The 21,704-nt window shown below is 76.7% G+C and carries 18 protein-coding genes and 1 pseudogene; 15 read left to right on the top strand and 4 right to left on the bottom strand.

The features are described 5' to 3' along the window. Positions 1-129: 129 nt before the first annotated feature. The 11 genes and pseudogenes from ACRYMY_RS03550 to trxA all read left to right on the top strand — a co-directional run. A pseudogene (locus tag ACRYMY_RS03550) lies at positions 130-1,151 on the top strand (AAA family ATPase); the annotation flags it as partial. Continuing rightward, complete coding sequence (locus ACRYMY_RS03545; RefSeq protein ID WP_432545886.1) at positions 1,151-2,470, top strand: DUF58 domain-containing protein; 1,320 nt, start codon at positions 1,151-1,153, stop codon at positions 2,468-2,470. The pseudogene ACRYMY_RS03550 and the gene ACRYMY_RS03545, both read left to right, overlap by 1 nt. After that, positions 2,467-4,107, top strand: coding sequence for an ABC transporter transmembrane domain-containing protein (locus ACRYMY_RS03540; protein WP_432545885.1), 1,641 nt, complete (start codon positions 2,467-2,469; stop codon positions 4,105-4,107). The genes ACRYMY_RS03545 and ACRYMY_RS03540 overlap by 4 nt, the downstream gene beginning before the upstream one ends. After that, the gene (locus ACRYMY_RS03535; RefSeq protein WP_432545884.1) at positions 4,104-5,900 is read left to right on the top strand and encodes an ABC transporter ATP-binding protein; all 1,797 of its coding nucleotides are present in this window, start codon (positions 4,104-4,106) and stop codon (positions 5,898-5,900) included. Before ACRYMY_RS03540 ends, ACRYMY_RS03535 begins: the two co-directional genes overlap by 4 nt. Positions 5,901-5,931: 31 nt before the next feature. Further along, complete coding sequence (locus ACRYMY_RS03530; protein ID WP_432545883.1) at positions 5,932-7,386, top strand: AAA family ATPase; 1,455 nt, start codon at positions 5,932-5,934, stop codon at positions 7,384-7,386. An 81-nt stretch (positions 7,387-7,467) separates the two neighbouring features. After that, positions 7,468-7,947 (top strand): hypothetical protein, encoded by a 480-nt coding sequence (locus ACRYMY_RS03525; RefSeq protein WP_432545882.1) that lies wholly within the window; start codon positions 7,468-7,470, stop codon positions 7,945-7,947. 94 nt (positions 7,948-8,041) lie between these two features. Continuing rightward, positions 8,042-9,562 (top strand): sensor histidine kinase, encoded by a 1,521-nt coding sequence (locus tag ACRYMY_RS03520; protein WP_432545881.1) that lies wholly within the window; start codon positions 8,042-8,044, stop codon positions 9,560-9,562. After that, positions 9,559-10,221: a response regulator transcription factor gene (locus ACRYMY_RS03515; RefSeq protein ID WP_432545880.1), complete on the top strand. Its 663-nt coding sequence runs from the start codon at positions 9,559-9,561 to the stop codon at positions 10,219-10,221. Before ACRYMY_RS03520 ends, ACRYMY_RS03515 begins: the two co-directional genes overlap by 4 nt. A 46-nt stretch (positions 10,222-10,267) precedes the next feature. Continuing rightward, positions 10,268-11,248: a helix-turn-helix transcriptional regulator gene (locus ACRYMY_RS03510; RefSeq protein ID WP_432545879.1), complete on the top strand. Its 981-nt coding sequence runs from the start codon at positions 10,268-10,270 to the stop codon at positions 11,246-11,248. A gap of 76 nt (positions 11,249-11,324) precedes the next feature. After that, the gene (locus ACRYMY_RS03505; RefSeq protein WP_432545878.1) at positions 11,325-11,981 is read left to right on the top strand and encodes a TIGR03086 family metal-binding protein; all 657 of its coding nucleotides are present in this window, start codon (positions 11,325-11,327) and stop codon (positions 11,979-11,981) included. A 42-nt stretch (positions 11,982-12,023) separates the two neighbouring features. After that, positions 12,024-12,482 (top strand): thioredoxin, encoded by a 459-nt coding sequence (gene trxA / locus ACRYMY_RS03500; RefSeq protein ID WP_432545877.1) that lies wholly within the window; start codon positions 12,024-12,026, stop codon positions 12,480-12,482. A gap of 213 nt (positions 12,483-12,695) precedes the next feature. On the opposite strand, the gene ACRYMY_RS03495 is transcribed toward trxA, so the two are convergent. Next, on the bottom strand, positions 12,696-13,772 hold the full coding sequence (locus ACRYMY_RS03495) for an SDR family oxidoreductase (RefSeq protein WP_432545901.1): 1,077 nt from the start codon (positions 13,770-13,772) through the stop codon (positions 12,696-12,698). A gap of 238 nt (positions 13,773-14,010) precedes the next feature. Next, entirely contained in the window at positions 14,011-15,297 is a 1,287-nt protein-coding gene (locus ACRYMY_RS03490) for an APC family permease (protein WP_432545900.1), read from the bottom strand. A 197-nt stretch (positions 15,298-15,494) separates the two neighbouring features. Between ACRYMY_RS03490 and ACRYMY_RS03485 the strand changes: the two genes are divergently transcribed. The 4 genes from ACRYMY_RS03485 to ACRYMY_RS03470 are packed head-to-tail and all read left to right on the top strand — an operon-like array spanning position 15,495 to position 19,973. Continuing rightward, complete coding sequence (locus ACRYMY_RS03485) at positions 15,495-16,886, top strand: ABC transporter substrate-binding protein (RefSeq protein ID WP_432545876.1); 1,392 nt, start codon at positions 15,495-15,497, stop codon at positions 16,884-16,886. Next, on the top strand, positions 16,886-17,827 hold the full coding sequence (locus tag ACRYMY_RS03480) for a carbohydrate ABC transporter permease (RefSeq protein ID WP_432545875.1): 942 nt from the start codon (positions 16,886-16,888) through the stop codon (positions 17,825-17,827). The genes ACRYMY_RS03485 and ACRYMY_RS03480 overlap by 1 nt, the downstream gene beginning before the upstream one ends. Before the next feature lie 8 nt (positions 17,828-17,835). Continuing rightward, entirely contained in the window at positions 17,836-18,723 is an 888-nt protein-coding gene (locus ACRYMY_RS03475) for a carbohydrate ABC transporter permease (RefSeq protein WP_432545874.1), read from the top strand. Then, positions 18,720-19,973, top strand: coding sequence for a glycoside hydrolase family 32 protein (locus tag ACRYMY_RS03470; protein WP_432545873.1), 1,254 nt, complete (start codon positions 18,720-18,722; stop codon positions 19,971-19,973). Before ACRYMY_RS03475 ends, ACRYMY_RS03470 begins: the two co-directional genes overlap by 4 nt. A 30-nt stretch (positions 19,974-20,003) precedes the next feature. Here ACRYMY_RS03470 and ACRYMY_RS03465 read toward each other — a convergent pair whose 3' ends face one another. Next, a complete protein-coding gene (locus ACRYMY_RS03465; protein WP_432545872.1) occupies positions 20,004-20,561 on the bottom strand; it encodes a hypothetical protein in 558 nt (185 codons plus the stop codon). Positions 20,562-20,616: 55 nt separating this feature from the next. Further along, positions 20,617-21,663 carry a LacI family DNA-binding transcriptional regulator gene (locus ACRYMY_RS03460; protein ID WP_432545871.1) on the bottom strand — a complete coding sequence of 349 codons (1,047 nt, stop codon included), beginning with the start codon at positions 21,661-21,663 and terminating at the stop codon, positions 20,617-20,619. Between the last annotated feature and the right edge of the window lie 41 nt (positions 21,664-21,704).

Here is a 21,704-nt window from a genome sequence, read left to right as displayed (position 1 = left end):
GAAGACTCCACCCGACGACACCCTTCGACACCCGTCGACCCGCCCCGGGACCGGCCCGGGGAGCCCGCCACCAGGGAGGCCGCAGCACCGTGAGCGAGACGACCCCGAGCCCCGGCGCGGCGGCCACCGGCGACGCCCCCGGCACCCGCCCCGGCGGCGACACCGTCCGCGAGGCCGGCGGCGGGACCGCCGACGAGGCCGTCGAGGAGGCCCGCCGGGCGCTGCGCTCGGTGCGCCAGGAGGTCGCCAAGGCCGTCGTGGGGCAGGACGCCGCCGTCACCGGCATCGTCATCGGCCTGCTGTGCCGCGGGCACGTGCTGCTGGAGGGCGTGCCCGGGGTGGCCAAGACGCTGCTGGTGCGCACGCTGGCCGCGGCGCTGGAGCTGGACACCAAGCGGGTGCAGTTCACCCCGGACCTCATGCCGGGCGACGTGACGGGCTCGCTGGTCTACGACGCGCAGACGGCCCGCTTCAGCTTCCGCGAGGGCCCGGTCTTCACGAACCTGCTGCTGGCCGACGAGATCAACCGCACGCCCCCCAAGACGCAGGCGTCGCTGCTGGAGGCGATGGAGGAGAAGCAGGTGTCCGTGGACGGCCGGCCGCGGCCGCTGCCGGACCCGTTCGTGGTGGCGGCCACCCAGAACCCCGTCGAGTACGAGGGCACCTACCCGCTGCCGGAGGCGCAGCTGGACCGCTTCCTGCTGAAGCTGACGCTGCCGCTGCCCCCGCGCGAGGACGAGGTGGAGGTCCTGGCCCGGCACGCGGCCGGGTTCGACCCGCGCGACCTGGGCGCGGCGGGGGTGCGCCCGGTCGCCACGCCGGAGCAGCTGCGGCTGGCGAGCGCCGCCTGCCGGCGGGTGCAGGTCTCGCGGGAGGTGCTGGGCTACGTGGTGGACGTGTGCCGGGCCACCCGCACGTCGCCGTCGCTGTCGCTGGGGGTGTCCCCGCGCGGGGCGACGGCGCTGCTGGCGACGTCGCGGGCGTGGGCGTGGCTGTCGGGGCGCGACTACGTGTCCCCGGACGACGTGAAGGCGCTGGCGCGCCCGACGCTGCGCCACCGGGTGCAGCTGCGCCCGGAGGCCGAGCTGGACGGCGTGAGCGTGGACGCGGTCCTGGACTCGGTGCTGGGCGCGGTCCCCGTGCCCCGCTGATGGCGCTGACGGGGCGCGTGCCCCTGCTGGTGCTGGCCGGGCTGGTGCTGGTGGCGGTGTGGCCGTCGGGTGCGGCGGTGTGGGCGTGGGCCGGGGTGTGCGCGGCGCTGGTGGCGCTCGACGTGCTGCTGGCCCCGTCGCCGCGCGTCCTGCACCTGGCGCGCGGTCCGCTGCCGGCGGTGCGGGTGGGTGAGCCGCGCGAGGTGGACCTGGTGGTGGCCAACACGGGCCGGCGGCGGCTGCGGGGGGTGCTGCGCGACGCGTGGGTGCCGTCGGCGGGCGCGGTGGACGAGCGGCACCGGCTGGACGTGCCGGCCGGGGAGCGGCGGCGCCTGACGACGGTGCTGGTGCCGACGCGGCGCGGTGACCGGCCGGCGGACCGGGTGACGGTGCGCAGCCTGGGGCCGCTGGGCCTGGCGGCGCGGCAGCGCTCGACGCCGGTGCCGGGGCGGCTGCGGGTGCTGCCGCCGTTCACCTCCCGCAAGCACCTGCCCTCGCGGCTGGCGCGGCTGCGGGAGCTGGACGGGCGCAGCGCGGTGCTGCACCGCGGGCAGGGCACGGAGTTCGACTCGCTGCGCGACTACGTCGACGGCGACGACGTGCGCTCGATCGACTGGCGGGCGACGGCGCGCCGGCAGTCGGTGGTGGTGCGCACGTGGCGGCCCGAGCGCGACCGGCGGGTGCTGCTGGTGCTGGACACCTCGCGCACGTCGGCGGCGCGCATCGGCGGGGGCACGGGCGAGGGCCCGGCGGGGGTGGAGGTGCGCCTGGACGCGGCGATCGAGGCGGCGCTGCTGACGGCGGCGCTGGCCGGGCGCGCCGGGGACCGGGTGGACCTGGTGGCGCACGACCGGCGGGTGCGGGCGCGGGTGCGGGGGTCCTCGCGCACGCAGCTGCTGCCGCAGCTGGTGGAGGCGCTGGCGCCGCTGGAGCCGGCGCTGGTGGAGGCAGACTGGGACGCGGTGGCCGGGGAGGTGAACGCGCTGGCGCGCCAGCGCGCGCTGGTGGTGCTCATCACGGCGGTGGACACGTCGGTGCTGGACTCGGGGCTGCTGACGGTGCTGGAGCAGCTGGGCGCGCGGCACACGGTGGTGCTGGCGTCGGTGGAGGACCCGGCGCTGGTGGAGCTGGCGCGCTCGCGCTCGAGCGCGGAGGAGGTGTACGCGGCGGCGGCGGCGGAGGCCGTGGTGGCGGAGCGGTCGGCGACGTCGGCGCTGCTGCGGCGCCTGGGCGTGGAGGTGGTGCACGCCGCGCCGGACGACCTGGCGCCGGCGCTGGCGGACACGTACCTGGCGCTGAAGGCGGCGGGCCGGCTGTGAGCTCCCCCTCCCGCCCGCGCGGCGGGCTCCTGCGCTCGGTGCTGCGCCGGCAGCGGCGGCCGGTGGCGGTGGGCACGCTGTCCTCGACGGTGCACCAGACGTGCGAGGCGCTGGTGCCGGTGGCGATCGGCCTGGCGATCGACCGGGCGGTGGCGCCCTCGGACCCGGTGGCGGCGGCGCTGGCGGTGGGCGGGGTGCTGCTGCTGTTCGCGCTGCTGACGTCGGCGGGGGCGTGGGCGTTCTGGACGCTGGACGCGGCGCGGATGCGGGAGGCGCACCTGCTGCGGGTGGAGGTGCTGGGCGCGGTGCTGGGGCACCCGGGCGCGGTGCGCGAGCGCAGCAGCGGGGACGTGCTGAGCGTGGCGACGTCGGACACCCGGCACGTGGCGGAGGTGGTGCCGCTGCTGACGTACCTGACGTCGGCGACGGCGGGCCTGGTGGTCTCGGCGGTGGTGCTGCTGCGCATCGACGTGGTGCTGGGGGTGGGCCTGCTGGTGGCGGTGCCGCTGCTGGTGGTGGGCCTGCAGGCGCTGGCGCCGCGGCTGGAGGGGCGCGTGCACGAGCGGCAGCGGGCGGCGGGGCTCGCGTCGGCGGTGGCGGCGGACCTGCTGGCGGGGCTGCGGGCGCTGCGCGGGGTGGGCGGGGTGCCGGAGGCGGTGCGCCGCTACGCGCGGGTGAGCCGCTCGTCGCGGGACGCGGCCGTGGGGGCGGCGGGGGCGACGGCGACGCTGACGGGGGCGAGCACGGCGGCGACGGGGCTGCTGCTGGTGGCCACGGCGGCGGCGGCGGGCACGGCGGCGCTGGAGGGGCGGATCAGCGTGGGCGAGCTGGTGACGGTGGTGGGCGCGGCGTCCTTCCTGGCGGACCCGGTGCGCACGGTCACGGCGAGCGTGCAGGGGCTGGCGGTGTCGCGGGCGGGGGCGCGGCGGGTGGTGGGTCTGCTGGAGGAGGTCTCGGCCGGCTCCTCCCCCGCGGCGGCGGTGCCGTCCGGGGACGCCGGCGCGGACGACCTGGTGCCGGCGCCCGGTGAGGTGCTGGGCGTGGTGGTGGCCGACCCGGTGCTGGAGGAGGCGGTCGTGGCCCGCTGCGCGGCCGGCCGGTCGGCGGGCGAGGTCCTCGCCGAGCCGCACGCGGTGCACCTGCTGGGCCCGACCCTGCGCGAGGCCCTGGACACCGGCCGCGGGGGCGCGGTCGGACCGGCGGGCGGCGGGGTCGGCGGCCGGGTGGACGTCGCGGCGGCGCTGCGCGCGGCGGCCGCGGAGGACGTGGTGGCGGCGGTGCCGGGCGGGCTGGACGGGGCGCTGCTGGACGCGGGCGCGAACCTGTCCGGCGGCCAGCGCCAGCGGGTGGCGCTGGCCCGCGCCCTGGTGGCGGACCCGCCGCTGCTGGTGCTGCGGGACCCGACGACGGCGCTGGACGCGCTGACGGAGGACGCGGTCGCGCGGGGCCTGCGCGAGCTGCGGCACGAGGGCGGGGACGGGCGCGGCGCGCGCAGCACCGTCGTGCTGACGTCGTCGCCGCTGCTGCTGGGCCGCTGCGACCGGGTGGTGCTCGTCTCGGCGGACGGCGCGGTGCGCTCGGGCACGCACGCGCGGCTGCTGGACGAGCCCGCGTACGCGGCGGCGGTGCAGCGGTGAGCGCGGGCGCGCTGCCGGTCGCGTCGGGCCGGCGCACGCTGGCGGTGCTGCTGGCGACGGCGGCGGCGGACCGGCGGGTGCTGGTGCCGGCGGTGGTGAGCACGACGGTGGCCAGCGCGGGCCTGGTGGCGATGCCGCTGCTGCTGGGCGAGGTCGTCGACGTCGTCGCGCAGGGGCGCCCGGCGTCGCGGCTGTGGTGGCTGGTGGCCGCGCTGGCGGCGGTGGCCGTGGTGACGAGCGTGGCCGCGGCCCGCTCGCGGGCGCGCTCGGAGCAGCTGGGCGTGCACGTGGCCGCGGACCTGCGCGAGCGGGTGGTGGACCGGGCGCTGCGGATGGACGCGCGGACGCTGGAGCGCGCGGGCACGGGCGACGTGGCCTCGCGGGTGACGGAGGACGTGGAGCTGTTCACGGCCTCGGCGCAGCTGGCGGCGACGGTGCTGACGTCGGCGGTGACGGTGGTGCTGTCGGCGGCCGGGTTCGCGGCGCTGGACTGGCGCCTGGCCCTGGCGTTCGCGGCGGTGGTGCCGGTGCACGTGCTGGCGCTGCGCAGCTACCTGCCGCGGGCGCAGCCGCGCTACGCGGCGGAGCGCCGCGCGGCCTCGGACCGCTCGCGGGTGCTGCTGGAGTCGCTGCACGGCGGGGCGACGGTGCAGGCGTACCGGATGGCGGCCCTGCAGACGGAGCGGGTGCGCGAGGCGTCGCAGCGCACGGTGGGCGCGGGCCTGGCGGCGCTGCGCACGTTCGCGCGGCTGTCGATCTCGATGAACGCCGCGGAGGCGGTGGGCCTGTCGGCGGTGCTGCTGACGGGCTTCTTCCTGGTGCGCGCGGACGAGGTGACGGTGGGGGCGGTGACGGCGGCGGCGCTGCTGTTCCACCGCCTGTTCGGCCCGCTGGGGGTGCTGCTGCTCAGCTTCGACGACGTGCAGCGGGCGGGGGCGGCGCTGGCGCGGCTGGTGGGCGTGGCCGACCTCGAGCCGCCGCCGGCGGGGGCGCCGCGGCCGCTGGTGCGGCCGGTGGCGCTGTCGGCGCGCGGGGTGCGCCACCGCTACGCCTCCGGCGAGGAGGAGGGCCCGGAGGTCCTGCGCGGGGTGGACCTGGAGGTCCCGGCGGGTGCGTCGCTGGCCGTGGTGGGTGGCAGCGGCGCGGGCAAGACGACGCTGGCGGCGGTGCTGGGCGGGGTGTTCCCGCCCACGGCCGGGCAGGTGCGGGTGGGCGGGGTGCCGCTGGCGGAGCTGGACCCGGAGCAGGTGCGCGAGCGGATCGCGGTGGTGGCGCAGGAGACGCACGTGCTGACGGGCACGCTGCGCGAGGACCTGACGGTGGCCGCGCCGGGCGCCTCGGACGAGGAGCTGCGCGCGGCGCTGGCGCGGGTGGGCGCGGACGGCTGGGTGCGGGCGCTGCCGGAGGGCCTGGGCACGCGCGTGGGGGCGGGCGAGCACCCGCTGACGCCGGCGCAGGCGCAGCAGCTGGCGCTGGCGCGGGTGCTGCTGCGCGACCCGCCGGTGGTGGTGCTGGACGAGGCGACGGCGGAGGCGGGCAGCGCGGGCGCGCGGGACCTGGAGCGGGCGGCGCTGGCGGTGGTGGCCGGGCGCACGGCGGTGGTGGTGGCGCACCGGCTGAGCCAGGCGCGCGCCTGCGACCGGATCGCGGTGGTGGCCGGTGGGGTCGTCGTGGAGACCGGCACCCACGAGGAGCTGGTGGCGGCCGGCGGCGGGTACGCGCGGCTGTGGCGGGCGTGGTCGTCGACGGCGGGCGTGCCGGGCGGCTCGGACGGGGTGGGCGAAACCCGTTGATCGCCCGGGTCGCGGCCGTCACGATCACCGGGTGAGCGCTCCCCTCGACGACGACCAGCGGCGCTTCGTCGCGTCGTTCCGCACCTTCCTCGACCAGGTGGTGCACGACGCGCGCCTGGCGGTGGGCGGCGGCGGGCCGACGCTGGCGGACGTGGTCTCGGAGCACCTGGGCGCGGACGCGACGCGGCTGCCGGTGGTGCGCGAGGAGGTGCGCGAGCACCAGTACGTGGACGTGGACGTGGCGCTGGCGGCGCTGGCGGCCGGTCACGGCGGTGAGCGCGTGGTGGGGGTCGGCGGCGGCGACCAGCGGCACCACAGCAGCTTCGGCGACCTGCTGGGCGGCGTCTTCGCGCGCTTCGAGGTGGCGGCCGTGGACCACGTGCACCTGCCGACGGGCCCGGCGTCGTCGCGGCGGGCGGTGGGCTTCGGGGTGCGGCTGCTGCGGGTGGACGGGGTGCCGGTGGCGGTGCTGCAGCGCTCGGCGCACCGGCAGTACGGCCGCGAGCCGGGGCTGGAGGTGGTGGCCGCCCAGGAGGGCACGGCGGTGCGCCTGCTGGAGGAGGTGCGCCGCACGTCGCTGGAGCGCAGCGTGCTGCGCGGGCAGGTGCTGTCGTTCGACGGCTCGCCCTACGACCCGGCGGCGGGCGGCATCACGTTCCTGCGCCGGCCGTCGGTGGCGGCGGAGGACGTCGTGCTGCCCGAGGGCGCCCTGGAGCGGGTGGTGCGGCACGTGGTGGGTGTCGGGGAGCAGGCGCAGCGGCTGACGGCGGCCGGCCAGCACCTGAAGCGGGGCGTGCTGCTGCACGGGCCGCCGGGCACCGGCAAGACGCACACGGTGCGGCACCTGCTGTCGGTGACGCCGGGCACGACGGCGGTGCTGCTGTCGGGGCTGGGTCTGCGGCACGTGGCGACGGCCGCGCACCTGGCGCGGGCGCTGCAGCCGGCCCTGGTGGTGCTGGAGGACTGCGACCTGGTGGCGGAGGACCGCAGCCAGCACGCGGGCGACCAGCCGCTGCTGTTCGAGCTGCTGGACGCCATGGACGGCCTGGACGGGGACGCGGACGTGGCGTTCCTGCTGACGACGAACCGGGCGGACCGCCTGGAGCGGGCGCTGGCGCAGCGCCCCGGCCGGGTGGACCTGGCCGTCCAGGTGCCGCTGCCGGACGAGCGGGCGCGGCGCGCGCTGCTGCGCCTGTACGCGCGGGGGCTGCCGCTGTCGACGGCGGCGCTGGACGCGGCGGCGGTGCGGGCGGCGGGGACGACGGCGTCGTTCGCGCGGGAGCTGCTGCGCCGGGCGGTGCTGCTGGCGGCCACCGACGGGCGCGAGGTGGGCGACGGGGACCTGGCGGCCGCGCTGGAGGAGCTCCTGTCGGACGCGGAGGCGCTCACGCGCGCGCTGCTGGGCAGCGGCGGGCGGGCCACGGACGAGCTGGGCCAGCCCGACGAGCTCGACGAGCCGGACGTGGGCTGGGACGACTTCTCCTGACGGGGGCCGTCCCGGCCGCGCGTGAGAGTCCTCTCACGCGCTCCTCACGGGAGCGTCATCCGGGAGCGCCACGGTGGTCGCGTGCGCACTCCGGTGGTGGTCACCCTCCTCGCCGCGAGCGCCGTGGGGGTCACGGCGCTCGGGCTGGCGATGGCGTCGGCGCAGGACCCGTCCGGCGACCTCGGCGGCACGGTGGTCGTCTCGGCGTCCCCGCGGGCGGGCGAGCCGGGTCCGCCGGACGAGCCCGCGCAGGCCCCCCCGGGCGCCCCCGCGCAGGCCCCCGCGGACGCGCCCCCGGACGCGCCGGGCGGCGGGGACGACGTCCCGCCGCCCGGTCCCCCGGCCCCCGCGCCCGCGGAGCCGGCCCCGGCGCCCGCTCCCCCACCACCTCCTCCTCCTCCACCACCCCCCGCCCCGGCGCCCCCCGCCCCGGCACCGGTGGTCCCCGTGCCGCCGCCGCCGGCGGTCGTGGTGGGCGACGACGGGGACGGCGGGGACGACGACGGGTGGGACGACCGGGATGACGACGGGGACGACGACGGCGATGATGACGACGACTGACGGGCCACCCGCGACCGCGGCCGGCCCGCCCCCCGCGCCCCGCGCCGCAGCGCCGGACGTGGGTGCCGCGCCGAGCCGGAGGACGACGACGACCGTGAGCCCTCCCGACCCGTCGCGCCCCGGTGCGCCCGCCCGCCTGCGAGCCCGCCTGCGGCGGGTGTTCCGGACGGTGCGCGCGCGGGTGCTGACGGCGGTCCTGGCGGCGACGGCGCTGGGGCTGGCGGTGGCGGGCGTCGTCTCGCACGCGGTGCAGGAGGACGTGGCGCGGGCGCGGATCGACCGCTCGCTGGACCAGGAGGTCGCCGAGCTGCGCGAGCTGGCCGCCAACGGCTACGACGGGGTGCGGTTCGCCTCGGTGGCCGAGCTGCTGCGCGCGAGCATCCGCAACGACCTGCCGGACGCGAACGAGTCGGCGGTGGGGATCGTGGTGGGCGGGCAGACGTACGCGCCGGCGACGCGGCCGTTCGAGCTGGAGGACTCCCCGCGCGTGCGGGAGCTGGCCGCGGCCGTCAGCGCGGACGCGGTGCCGGTGCGCGAGACGATCGAGACGGCGGCGGGGGCGACGCGGGTCGTGGCGGTGCCGGTGTCGCTGCCGGGCGGTGCGCCGGGCGAGCCGGTCCTGGGCCTGTACGTGGTGGGGCACGCGGTGGAGGCGGAGCTGCGGGCGGTGGCGGACAACGCCCGCACGTTCGCCGTGGTGTCGCTGGGCGCGCTGCTGGCGGTGGCGGCGGTGGCGTGGCTGGTGACGGCGCGGCTGCTGCGGCCGCTGGACGACCTGCACGCCACGGCGGTGGCGGTGGGCGCGGCGGACCTGTCGCGGCGGGTGCCGGTGCACGGCGACGACGACGTGGCGGACGTGGCGCGCAGCTTCAACGAGATGCTCGAGCGCCTGGAGGAGTCGTTCGCCACGCAGCGGCGGTTCCTGGACGACGCCGGTCACGAGCTGCGCACGCCGCTGACGATCGTGCAGGGGCACCTGGAGCTGGTGGACGTCGCGGACCCGCGGGACGTGACGGAGACGCGCGCGCTGGTGCTGGACGAGCTGGACCGGATGACGCGCCTGGTGGACGACCTGACGCTGCTGGCGAAGGCGCACCAGCCGAACTTCGTGGCGCTGCGGCCGGTGGACGCGGGACAGCTGCTGGACGAGGCGTTCGACAAGGTCGTGCCGCTGGGCGAGCGGCGGTGGCGGGTGGACGCGCGCGCCGACGCGGAGGTGGTGGCGGACCCGCAGCGGGTGCAGCAGGCCCTCATCCAGCTGGTGTCGAACGCGGTGAAGTTCTCCGGGCCCGGTGACCTGGTGGCGCTGGGCAGCGCGGTGCACGGGCGCGACCTGCTGCTGTGGGTGCGCGACTCGGGCCCGGGGATCGCCCCGGAGGACGTGGAGCGCATCTTCGAGCGGTTCGGGCGGGCGGAGACGGGCCGCGGCGTGGAGGGTTCCGGGCTGGGCCTGGCGATCGTGTCGGCGATCGCGGAGGCGCACGGCGGCCGGGTGGACGTGGCGAGCCTGCCGGGGGCGGGGGCGACGTTCACGCTGGTGCTGCCGCTGCGCCCGGCGGAGGTGGTGGAACCCGCGCCGGGTGCGGACGCGGTGGTGGCGGGGGGTGCGGCGTGACGAGCGTGCTGATCGCCGAGGACGAGGCGCGGATCGCGGCGTTCGTGGAGAAGGGTCTGCGCGCCAACGGGTTCGCGACGACGGTGGCGCCGGACGGGCGCACGGCGCTGGACCTGGCCAGCACCGGGGAGTTCGACCTGGTGGTGCTGGACATCGGCCTGCCGGTGATGGACGGGTTCACGGTGCTGCGCCGGTTGCGGCAGACGAAGCTGCCGGTGCCGGTGGTGGTGCTGACGGCGCGCGACGACGTGAGCGACACGGTGGCGGCGCTGGAGGGCGGCGCGGACGACTACGTGACGAAGCCGTTCCGGTTCGAGGAGCTGCTGGCGCGGGTGCGGTTGCGGCTGCGCCAGGACCGGGCGGCGGAGGTGACGCTGCTGTCGGCCGGTGACCTGCAGCTGGACCTGCTGACGCGCACGGCGGCGGTGGCGGGGCGGTCGGTGACGCTGTCGAGCCGGGAGTTCGCGCTGGCGGAGGCGTTCCTGCGGCACCCGGGGCAGGTGCTCTCGCGCGAGCAGCTGCTGAGCTCGGTGTGGGGCTACGACTTCGACCCGGGCTCGAACGTGGTGGACGTGTACGTGCGGTACCTGCGCAAGAAGCTGGGCGCGGAGCGGGTGGAGACGGTGCGCGGCATGGGGTACCGGTTGCGCACGGACTGATCCCGGGTGGGCCCGCCGGACACCTGGCGGGGGCCATGCTGGGCGGGTGCGCGCGGGCCGCCTGCTGACGATGGTGCTGCTGCTGCAGTCGCGCGAGCAGGTGAGCGCGCGGGAGCTGGCCGAGCGCCTGGAGGTGTCGCAGCGCACGGTGCAGCGCGACGTGGAGGAGCTGCTGGCGGCGGGGGTGCCGGTGCGCTCGGTGCGCGGGCCGGCGGGCGGCTACCGGCTGGACGGGTACCGCTCGAAGTTCGCGGGCCTGTCGCCGGCGGAGGCGGAGGCGGTCTCGTTCCTGGGCCTGGCGGGCCCGGCGGCGGCGCTGGGCCTGGGCGACGTGCTGGGCGGGGTGCGGCTGAAGGTGCGGGCGGGCCTGTCCCCGGAGGGGCGCGAGCGCTCGGACCAGGTGTCGGCGCGCTTCCACCTGGACACCGACCGCTGGTTCGGCACGGCGGAGCCGGCACCGGCGCTGGCGGCGCTGGCGCGCGCGGTGTGGGAGGACCAGCGGGTGCGCGTGCGGCACGCCGGGCGGGAGGGTGAGCGCGAGCGGGTGCTGGACCCGCTGGGTCTGGTGCTCAAGGGCGAGTGGTACCTGCTGGCGCGCCGGGACGGGGAGCTGCGCACGTACCGGGTGTCGCGGCTGCGCGAGGTGGAGGTGCTGGCCGAGCCGGCGCGCCGGCCGGAGGGGTTCGACCTGCGCGCGGCGTGGGCGGAGCACCTGGCGCGCGCCGAGGCCGCCCGCGAGCGGGTGGAGGCCGTGGTGCGCGCGCGGGAGGAGGTGCTGCCGGGGCTGCGGCGGGTGGCGAGCGCGTCGGCGCAGGACGCGGTGCCGGTGGTGGCGGACGGCCTGGCGCGCGACGGGCTCGGCCGGGTGGAGGTGACGGTGGTCTTCGACTCCGAGCGCTGGGCGGTGATGGCGCTGCTGGGCTTCGGCGCGGCGGTGGAGGTGCTGGCGCCGCCGTGGCTGCGGGCGGAGGTCGCCGCGACGGCCGCGGCGACGGCGCGGCTGTACGAGGAGCCCCCGAGCGCCTGACGTACCCGACACGTCCTGTCGGGTACCGCCGCCACGATGAGGGGGTCAGCGCGAGACCGAGCACCGGGAGGACCCGATGACCAGCACGCAGCCCGACAACGCCCCCACCACCGCTGGACCCGACGTCCGCCGCCTGTTCGTCCTGGCCGACGAGGCGCTGCTCGCGGTGGTGCGGCAGGTGCGGGAGGAGGAGTGGGACTCCCCGACGGCATCGGAGGTGACGACGAGCGACCCCTCCAGCGACCCGTCGCTGCGGTTCGTCGTGAACTACCACGCCTACGAGGACGCGTGGGTGCCGGCGATGCTGGCGGGCCGCACGATGGACGAGGTGGGCCGCGAGGCGCACACCGGCGACCTGCTGGGCGCGGACCCGGCGGCGAGCTTCGAGCGGTACGTGCAGGAGGCGGTCGCGGCCGTGGAGGCGCTGGACGACCTGGAGCGCACCGTGCACTGCTCGTTCGGCGACTACACCGCGCGCGACTACCTGTGGCAGACGGTCTTCTTCCGCGGGCTGCGGGCGGTGGAGATCGCCCGCCTGATCGGCGTGGACGACACGCTCGACGAGGAGCTGGTGGCCGGGCTCCTGCCGTACATGAGGGAGCACGCCGAGGAGTGGCGGGCGTTCGGGGTGCTGGGCCCGGAGGTCGCGGCACCCGACGGGGCGAGCGCCCAGGAGCAGCTCATGGCGGTGACGGGCCGCCGGCCGCGCCGCAGCCGTCCCGCGGTGCGCTGACCTGCGGGGAAGCCCTGCGGGCGCCGCCTGGTTGTGCCCGGTATGACGACGCAGGCGCTGACCCTGGAGACGCACGACGAGACCGTGAAGGACGGCATCGTCCTCATCGACTTCTGGGCGGAGTGGTGCGGCCCGTGCAAGCAGTTCGGCCCCGTGTTCGAGGCGGCGTCGGAGAAGCACGAGGACATCTCCTTCGTGAAGGTCGACACCGAGGACCAGCAGCAGCTCGCCGCCCGCTACGGCATCACCTCCATCCCGACGCTGGTGGCCTACCGCGACGGCATCCCGGTGTTCGGGCAGCCGGGCGCGCTGCCGCAGCCGGCGCTGGAGCAGCTCATCGAGCAGGTCCGCGCGCTGGACATGGACACCGTCAAGGAGCAGTACGCGCAGGCGCTGGCCCAGCAGCAGCAGGCGCAGCAGCAGGCCGCCCAGCAGCAGGCCCAGCAGCAGGCCCCGCAGCGCACGGGCGTGCGCGCGGGCACGGACCCGGCTGCCTTCTGAGCCGACCGGCCCCACGCCACGACGGCCCCGCACCCCACCGGGTGCGGGGCCGTCGTGCGTCCGGGACGGGAACCGGTCGCCGGCCGCCGTCAGCAGCACCGGTCAACCCCCTCCCCCCTTCCGTGATCTTGCAGGGTTCTCCAGCAAGATCACGGGGAGGTGGGATCAGCGGTGCGGGCGCCGGACGGTGACGACCGCGCGGTGAGCCGGCGGTCAGGGCACGAGCCGCTGCGCGCGGTAGGCGTCGACGCGGCGCAGGAGCGCGCGCTCGGTGCTCACCCAGCCGGTGTAGCCCAGCAGGCGGCTGCGGGTCGTGTCCGCGACGACCTCCATCGGGCGCCCGAGGTCGGCGTCGGTGTGCCACCAGGAGGCGACCTTCGACAGGTCGGCCTCGGCGAGGCCGTGCTCGGCGACGAGGTCGGCCCACACGTCCTCGGCGCTGGCCATCTGCGCCTCCAGCGGCTCCGGTTCCTCGCCGGGGCCCTGCGGCTCGACGCCCAGGTGCGCGGCCAGCGCAGGCCACAGGCGCCGCCAGCGGACGACGTCGCCGTCGACGACGTTGAAGGCGGTGTCCGCGGCCGCCGGCGTGGTCGCCGCCCACACCTGGTGGTCGGCCAGCAGGTCGGCGTCGGTGATGTCGACCACGCCGTCCCACTGCGCGCGCGATCCGGGGAAGACGAAGGGCCGGCCGAGGTGGCGCTGGACCCCGGCGTAGGCGCCGAGGGTCGAGGCCATGTTCATCGCGCCGCCCACGGCGTGACCGATGACGGTGTGCGAGCGGTGCACGCTCCAGGTGAAGCCGTGGACGCCGGCGGCGGCGAACAGCTCGTCCTCCTGCGCGTAGTAGAAGTTGTCCACCGGCAGGCGGGCGGCGTCCTCGAGGAACGGCGTGTCGGGCATCTCGCCCTGGCCGTAGGCCTCGAAGGGCCCCAGGTAGTGCTTGAGCCCGGTGACCAGGGCGACGTGCCGCACCGAGCCCTGCGGCCCGAGGACGGCGAGCAGGTCGCGGACGATCCCGCCGTTGACGCGGATGTTCTCGGCCTCGGTGTCCTGCCGGGCCCAGGCGCCGACGAAGACGTGCGTCGGGCGCAGGTCGGCCAGCGCCCGCTCCAGCGACTCCTGGGAGGTCAGGTCGGCCGCCACGTGCGCGGCGCGCTCGTCGGCGGGCGGGCGGCGCGAGAGACCGGTCGTGCGCCAGCCGGCGTCGAGGAGCTGGCGCACCAGCGCCGAGCCGGTGATGCCCGTGGCGCCGACCACCAGGGCGTGCGCGCCCTCCGGCGGGGTCCGCACGGGGGTCGGGGCCCGGTCGGTCCCGGGGTCGCCGGGCCAGGAGGCGCCGAGGTCGGCGGGCGGTGCGGCAGGGGCGGTGCTCTGGGAGGTGCTCACGTCCCGGTCCAGCACCGGCGGGCACGGGCCTGTTCCACCCCCGCCGTGATCTTGCAGGGATTCCCAGCAAGATCACGGTCGGGCGCAGGACGGCCCCGCACCCGACCGGGTGCGGGGCCGTCGCGCGCACGGCGGGCCGGTCTCAGCGGCGCTCGGCGGCGGCGCGCTCGCCGGTGCGCACGTCGACGGTGGAGGCGCGCCGGGTGACGAGGAACAGGACGACGCCGACGAGCAGCAGCACCGCGGCGAACGCCCACACCCGGCCGGGCTGCTGGGTCATCAGGGCCAGGCAGGACAGGACGCCGAGGACGGGGACCGCCCGCGGGACGCGGTAGTGGTCGTGGTCGACCTCGTCGCGGCGCAGGACGAGGACGGCGACGTTGGTGCTGATGAAGACGAACAGCAGCAGCAGGACGACGGTGGCGGCCAGGGTCTCCAGGTCGCCGACGAGCACGAGGGCCATCGAGACCAGGGTGGTGACGACGATGGCGACCCACGGGGTGCGCCGGCGCGGCAGCACGCGGGTCAGGGGCCGCGGCAGCAGGTGCTCGTCGGCCATGCCGTAGGTGAGGCGGCTGGACATGATGGCGGTGAGCAGGGCGCCGTTGGCGACGGCGATGAGCGCGATCAGCGAGTACAGCCACGGCGGAAGCCCGACGTCGGCGACGGCGACGACCTCCAGCAGCGGTCCGTCGGAGCCGGCGATGGCCTCGGGCGCGACGACGGTGGACACGGCGAGGCCGACGCCGACGTAGACGATGCCGGCGACGAGGAGCGCGCCGAACAGGGCGCGCGGGTAGGTGCGCGAGGGGTCGACGGCCTCCTCGGCGACGTTGGCGGAGGTCTCGAAGCCGACGAAGGAGTAGAAGGCGATGACGGCGGCGGCGAGGACGCCGGCGGCCGGGGCCTGGTCGGCGGAGAACTCCAGCACTCGGGAGGGCTGCCCGTCGCCGCGGCCGAGGACGACGACGGCGAGGGCGATGATCAGCAGCAGGCCGCCGACCTCGATCACGGTCATGACCACGTTGGCGCGCAGGGAGTCCTTGATGCCGCGGGCGTTCAGCGCGGCGACGGCGGCGAGGAAGACGAGGGCCGCGGGCAGCGCGGGGACGTCGACGAGGGCGCCGAGGTAGTCGCCGGCGAAGGCGAGCGAGAGGCCGGCGACGCTGGTCACGCCGGCGGCGAGCATGCTGAAGCCGACGAGGAAGGAGACCAGCGGGCGGCGGTAGGCGCGCTGGGCGAAGACGGCGGCGCCGCCGGCCTTCGGGTACTTGGTGACGAGCTCGGCGTAGGAGCCGGCGGTGAGCAGGGCGAGCAGGAGCGCGGCGAGCAGCGGCACCCAGATCGCACCGCCGACCTCGCCGGCCAGGACGCCCACGAGGGCGTAGATTCCGGCGCCGAGGACGTCGCCGAGGATGAACAGGAACATCAGCTTGCCGGTGATGGCGCGGCGCAGCGTTGTTTCGCGCGCGGGGGCGTCTGTGGACACGCCCCCCTCTACCCCGTGATCGGCCCGGTGATGCGCCCTCACGCCCAGGAGATCGCCGCGGACGGCACTTGACACGTGTGAGGTCAGGGCGGCACGCTTCCTGACACGTGTTAGCCCTGGATGCGAAGGAGCACCGCATGGCCGACCTCACCCGCAGATCGATGCTCGGGCTCGCCTCGGCGGCCGCCGTGGGCACCGGGCTGTCCTGGCGGCGCCTGACGGCCGCCGACGTGCCCGGCCGCCACGACGACGCCCTGACGATCGCCATCCTCGGCACCGCGCAGGACGCGGCCGCGCGCCAGCAGCTCGTCGACGCCTTCCGCGAGCGGCACCCGGAGATCCCGGTGCGGATCCAGGCCGTGCAGGGGCAGGACTGGACGCAGTTCTTCACGAAGATCCTCACGATGGTGGCCGCCGGCACCCCGCCGGACGTGTGCGTGGTGGCGACCGAGGGCGCCCAGCTGTTCGCCGACCGCCTGGCCGAGCCGCTGGACCGCTTCGTCACCCGCGACGCGGACGAGGTCGACGACTACTTCGCCGACGTGCACCCGGCGCTGGTGGAGTCCTTCATGTACGAGGGCAACCTGTTCATGCTGCCGGTGGACTTCAACGCCGCGAACGTCTACTACAGCGCGGAGGCCTTCGAGCGCGCCGGCGTCGGGCGCCCCGCGGACGACTGGACCCACGACGACTTCCTCGACGTGTGCCGGCGCACCCGCGCCGCCGCTCCCGGCAGCTTCCGGCCCTACTTCTGGACCAACCGCCTGTGGGGCGGGGTCGTGCCGTGGCTGTACAGCAACGGCACCAGCGTCCTGGCCGAGTCGAAGGCGCCGGGCGGGGACTGGCTGTGGGACCGCTTCTACGCCGGCGACGCCCGCGCCGCCGGCCGCAGCGGCGGCTACCGCTGGACCGCGGCCACCGCCGAGGACCCGGCCGTCGTGGACACGTTCGAGTTCCTGCGCGCGATGACCGCCGAGGGCCTGGGCTCTTCCCCCGCCCAGGGCGGCGGCAACGAGCTGGTCGCCCGCTTCGCGCAGGGCGTCATCGGCATGACCCCCGCGGGCGGGTTCTGGGTCAACGGCCTCGCCGAGGCGGGGATGGGCCCGGACGACTACGACGTCACCTACTTCCCGCGCGGGACGACGCAGCGGCACCAGTTCGGCGCCGCCGGGTACGCGGTGCTGCGCACCTCGCGGCGCAAGGACGAGGCGTGGGAGTGGATCAAGTTCTGCGCCTCCGCCGAGGGGATGCGGTTGTCCTTCCCGCGCCCGGACACCACCCCGGTGCGCCGCTCGCTGGTCGACGCGGCCTTCTACGCGGGCACCGGCCCGCGCAACTGGCAGGTCTTCCACGAGACGCTGGAGCGGTTCCCGGACACCGGCCCGATCCCCGCCCCGCCGCAGCAGGCCGCCGTCGAGGCGGCCCTGGTCAAGAACGTCGTCGGCGCCGTCACGGCGCGGCCGGGTGGTGTCGCACCGGCCCTCGCGACGATGCAGCGCGACCTCGAGCTCGCCCTCAGGAGCCGGTGATGGCCACGGTCCTCCCCCGCAGCGCCCCGGCGCCCACCACGCCCGCACCGGCGCCGGCGCGCCGGCGGCAGCGCGGCCGCACCGTGCTGGCCGCGGTGTTCCTGGCGCCCACGATCGGCGGCATCGCGCTGTTCACGCTGCTGCCCATCGTCGCCAGCCTCGTCCTGGCGTTCTTCCGCTGGGACATCATCTCCCCGCCGCAGTTCGTCGGGGCTGAGAACTTCGCCGACATCGCCCGCGACCCGGTGGTGCGGGTGGCGTTCCTCAACACGTTCGCGTTCGTGGCGCTGGCGGTGTCGCTGCAGCTGGTGGTGGCGATGGTGCTGGCCACCCTCGTGCAGTCGCGGATGCCGACGTGGCTGCGGGCGTTCTTCCGCTCGGCGCTGTTCTTCCCGCTCATCCTGTCCGCGGCCTCGGTGTCGCTGGTCATGGCGTACCTGTTCAACGAGGACTTCGGCCTCGTCAACGGCGTCCTCGGCGCGGTCGGGTTCGGGTCGCTGCCGTGGCTGACGACGCCGGTCGGCGCGACGGCCGTCATCGTCCTGGTGTACGTGTGGCAGAACTTCGGGTTCACGTTCCTGCTGTTCGTCGGCGGGCTGGCCTCGGTGCCGCGCGACGTGTACGAGGCGTGCGCGGTGGACGGCATCACCGGCTGGGCCAGGTTCCGGCACATCACGCTGCCGCTGCTGAGCCCCACCGTCCTCGTGGCCTCGGTCATGGCGATGATCAACGCGCTGCAGGTGTTCGACCAGCCCTACGTGCTCACGCGCGGCGGTCCGGGCGACTCGACCCGCACGGCCGTCATGGTCATCTTCGAGTCGGCGTTCCAGCGGCTGGAGTTCGGCCGCGCCTCCGCGGTGGGTCTGGTCCTGACCCTCGTCATCGTCGCGGTGACCGCCGTGCAGTTCCGCCTCAGCCGCCGCTTCGTCTTCTACCAGTGAGGTCCGCCGTGAGCACTCCCACCACGAGCAGCGTCCCGGTCGCGGACGTCACCGCTCCCCCCGCCCCGCAGCGACCGCCGCTGCGGCGAAACCCCTCCCGCACGCTGACCCCCGGCCTGGCCGGTCGCGTCGCCGTCCTGGCGGTGGCGACGGCCCTCACCCTCGGCCCGGTCGTCTGGACGGTGTGGACGTCGCTGTCGGTGCGCGCCGACGGCTCCCCCGGCGCCGGGTTCGGCGCCTACGCCGACGTCGTCGACCAGGTGGCCCTGGGCCTGCTGGTCTGGAACAGCGTGCTGGTGACGGCGCTGTGCGCGATCGGGCAGATGGTCACCGCGGCGCTGGCCGGGTACGTGTTCGCCCGCGTCCCGTTCCGCGGCTCCGGCGCCCTGTTCGCCGTCGTCCTGGCCACCATGATGGTGCCGCTGCAGGTGACGATCGTGCCGGTGTTCATGCTGGTGCGCGGGATGGGCCTGTCCGACACCCTGCTGGCGCTGGTGCTGCCCGCGGTGCCCACCGCGTTCGGCACGTTCCTCATGCGCCAGTACTTCCTCGGCCTGCCCGGGGAGCTGGGCGAGGCCGCCGCGATCGACGGCGCCGGGCCGCTGCGCACGTTCACGTCCGTCTACGCGCCGCTGGCGGCCCCGGGCCTCGCGATCGTCGGGATCCTGGCGTTCAACTACCACTGGAACGAGTTCTTCCGCCCGCTGATCCTGACGGTCAGCGAGCAGAACTTCACCCTCCCCCTCGGCCTCGTCACCCTCCAGGGCAACCTGGGCACCGGGAGCGTGGCCACCGTCCTGGCGGGCGTCGTCGTCTCGATGGTCCCCGCCCTCGTCGTCTTCGTGCTCGGGCAGCGCCCGCTGCGCGAGGGCCTCACCGCTGGAGCCGGCAAGTGAGCGATCCCCACCTCCCCGCCCTGCACGTGCGCCCGCCGCGCGGCTGGGTCAACGACCCCAACGGCCTGGCGCGCGTCGACGGCCGCTGGCACGTGTTCTTCCAGCACAACCCGGCCGCCCCCGTGCACGACGCGATCCGCTGGGGGCACGCCAGTTCGGCGGACCTGCTGCGCTGGGAGGACGAGCCGGACGCGCTGCTGCCGCGCGAGGGCGGCCCGGACGCGGCCGGCTGCTGGACCGGCTGCCTCGTCGACGACGGCGGCGTCCCCACCGCCGTCTACAGCGGCGTCACCGGCACCGAGGGCGTCTCGGAGGTCGTGCTGGCCCGCAGCGACCGCACGCTGCGCACCTGGGCGCAGGACGAGCGCGCCGTCGTGCCGATGCCCGACCTGCCCGGCGTCAGCCACGTGCGCGACCCGTTCGTGTTCACCGCGGGCGGGCGCCGCTGGGCCGTGCAGGGCGCCGGCCACCCCGGCGGCACGCCGCGGCTGCTGCTGTTCTCCTGCGACGACCTGACCCGCTGGGAACCGTGCGGGGAACTCCTCACCGGCGACGACCCGGTCGCGGCCAAGCACGCCGAGGCGGACGTCTGGGAGTGCCCCAACGTCGTCGAAGTCGACGGCCGCTGGGTCCTCGTCGTCTCGCTGTGGCGGTGGACGGACGGCGCGCACGCCCTGTCGGGGGTGAGCTGGCTGACCGGCGACCTGGACCTCACCGACGGCGCCCCGAGGTTCCGCCCGTCGGCGGGCGGACCGCTGGACGACGGACCCGCCTTCTACGCCCCGCAGGCGCTGCCCGCTGATAGCCGCACCCTGCTGTGGGGGTGGTCGTGGGAGCTGCGCGAGCAGGCCGAGGTCGACCGCGCCGGCTGGGCGGGCTGCCTGACGTTCCCCCGCGAGCTGCGGGTGGACGGCGACGTCCTCACCTCCGTGCCCGCGGCCGAGCTGACCGGCCTGCGCCGGGAGGAGCTGCACCTGCGCGGTGGGCGCGTCACGACCGCCGCGTTCGAGCTGGAGACCGCCGGGGGGCTGCACCTGGCGCTGGCCGGCCCGGACGGCGAGCGCCCCGTGGTGGACGTGCCGCCGACCGCGGCCGGGCGCCCGGCGCGGGTCCTCGTGGACGGCAGCGTCGTGGAGGTGTTCGCGGGCGGGACGCCGGTGACGACGCGCGCGTACGCCACCGGGGGCGAGGAGTGGGTCGTGCGCGTTCCCGGCGCGGTGCGCGGGTGGCGGCTGGGCCTGCCGGGCTGATCCTGTCCCGGTGGTCGGAGGGCGTCGTCCTCAGCGCTGGTCGCGCCAGCCGCTGAGGTCGACGACCACCGCGGCCGTCTCGGCGACCCCGCGCCCGTCGGTGCTCACCCGGTGGGTGCCGGCGGGAGCCCGCTGCTCCAGCAGGACCGCCGCGCGGCGACTGCGCTCGAGGTGCGCCTGCAGCTCCGAGCCGGTCTCGCGGGCGCGCAGGCGGGCGTGGACCCCCGCGTCGGAGGCGGTGAGCAGCACGCCGGTGACCGACGCGCGGCCACCGACGGCCCGGACGACGAGGTCGGGTTCGAGGACGCTGACCGTGTTGACGTAGATCAGGCGGTGGTGACCGGCGGCGGCGTAGTTGACCCACAGGGCGGCGAGGTTGGCCTCGGTGAGCCTCGTGCCGTGCGGGTCGTCGGCCGGCTTCGGGTACGCGGCGTCGAGGACGTCGCCCTCGACGTGGCAGTGCGCGACGCCCAAGGCCCGCAGCTGAGCCGAGACCTCGTGGGCGGTGCTGGTCTTGCCCACCCCGGAGCGCCCGCCGATGAGCAGCACCTGCGGGACCTCGCGCGTCACGTCCGGCACGCGGCCCATCCAGCCAGGGGCGACGGCGGCCGTCCAGCCCGGCGGGCGACCCGGCGCGGCGCGGTCAGCGCGACGGCGGGGCGATCGACCCGCGCTCGACGAGCGGGCACTCCAGCAGGACGCGCGACGTCCCGGGGGTGGCCGCCCCGTCGCCGTCGAGCTCGGAGAGCAGGTGCGCGACGGCCCGCTCCCCCATCTCCCGGAACGGCAGCCGCACCGTCGTCAGCGCCGGGACGAGGACGGGGGCGACGTTCTCGTCGTCGTCGTAGCCGACGACGGACACGTCGTGCGGCACGGACAGCCCGAGGCTCGCGGCGGCCAGGACGGCGCCGACGGCGACGCGGTCGTTCGCGCACACCAGCGCGGTCGGCCGGTCGGGGCCGGCGAGGACCTCGACCGCGGCGCGGTGCCCGGCGGCGATGTCCCAGCCGGTGACGACGCGCCGCAGCGGCGCCAGCCCGGCCTCCGCGATGGCCGCGGCGAGGCCCTGGGCCCGCTGGTCGGCGGCCACGACCCGGTAGTGCTGCCCGGGTACCTCGGGGGTGCCGTCGAGGGCGACGACGTCGCGGTGCCCGGCGTCCAGCACCGCCCGCACCTGCCGCGCGCCGCCGGCGACCTCGTCGGGCACGTACCCGGTGACCCGCCCCGCCGGGTCGTAGGCGTCGGCGAGGACGGCCGGCAGCGTCCGCATGACGTCAGGCACGTCGTACTCGCGGTGGGTCATGGCGGCGAACAGCAGGGCGTCGACGCGGCGATCCAGCAGCGTCTGGAACGCCTGGCGCTCGCGCTCCTCGTCGTGGTGGGTGTCCAGGACGACGAGGACGTGCCCGGCGTCCTCGGCGGTGCGGGCCGCACCCTCCAGCAGCCGCCCGCCGAACGCGGAGGTGGCGATGGCGTCGGTGACGACGCCCAGGGTGCGGGTGCGCTGGGTGCGCAGGCTGAGGGCGACGGAGTTGGGCGTGTAGTCCAGCTCGGCGGCCGCCCGCAGGATCGCCGCCTGCTTGTCGACGGCGATGTTCCCGGCGCCGCGGCCGTTGAGGACCATCGAGACAGCCGACCGGGAGACCCCCGCCAGCTTCGCCACGTCCTGCGACGTCGCCCTCCGTGCCACCCGCCGACCGTACCTGACTCGCGTCAGGCCCGGCCTACCGT

It is taken from the genome of Kineococcus haloalkalitolerans (genome assembly GCF_050871905.1).
Lineage (GTDB): Bacteria > Actinomycetota > Actinomycetes > Actinomycetales > Kineococcaceae > Kineococcus.
The sequence above is the reverse complement of the archived record's forward strand: the minus strand, read 5'-3'. Positions and strand labels throughout refer to the sequence as shown.

What these genes read in the sequence shown, in the direction of transcription:
- ACRYMY_RS03545 (WP_432545886.1), top strand. Translation starts at nt 1,151, where the DNA reads ATGGCGCTGACGGGGCGCGTGCCCCTGCTGGTGCTGGCCGGGCTGGTG.
- ACRYMY_RS03505 (WP_432545878.1), top strand. Translation starts at nt 11,325, where the DNA reads ATGACCAGCACGCAGCCCGACAACGCCCCCACCACCGCTGGACCCGAC.
- trxA (WP_432545877.1), top strand. Translation starts at nt 12,024, where the DNA reads ATGACGACGCAGGCGCTGACCCTGGAGACGCACGACGAGACCGTGAAG.
- ACRYMY_RS03490 (WP_432545900.1), bottom strand. Translation starts at nt 15,297, where the DNA reads ATGTTCCTGTTCATCCTCGGCGACGTCCTCGGCGCCGGAATCTACGCC.
- ACRYMY_RS03485 (WP_432545876.1), top strand. Translation starts at nt 15,495, where the DNA reads ATGGCCGACCTCACCCGCAGATCGATGCTCGGGCTCGCCTCGGCGGCC.
- ACRYMY_RS03480 (WP_432545875.1), top strand. Translation starts at nt 16,886, where the DNA reads ATGGCCACGGTCCTCCCCCGCAGCGCCCCGGCGCCCACCACGCCCGCA.
- ACRYMY_RS03465 (WP_432545872.1), bottom strand. Translation starts at nt 20,561, where the DNA reads ATGGGCCGCGTGCCGGACGTGACGCGCGAGGTCCCGCAGGTGCTGCTC.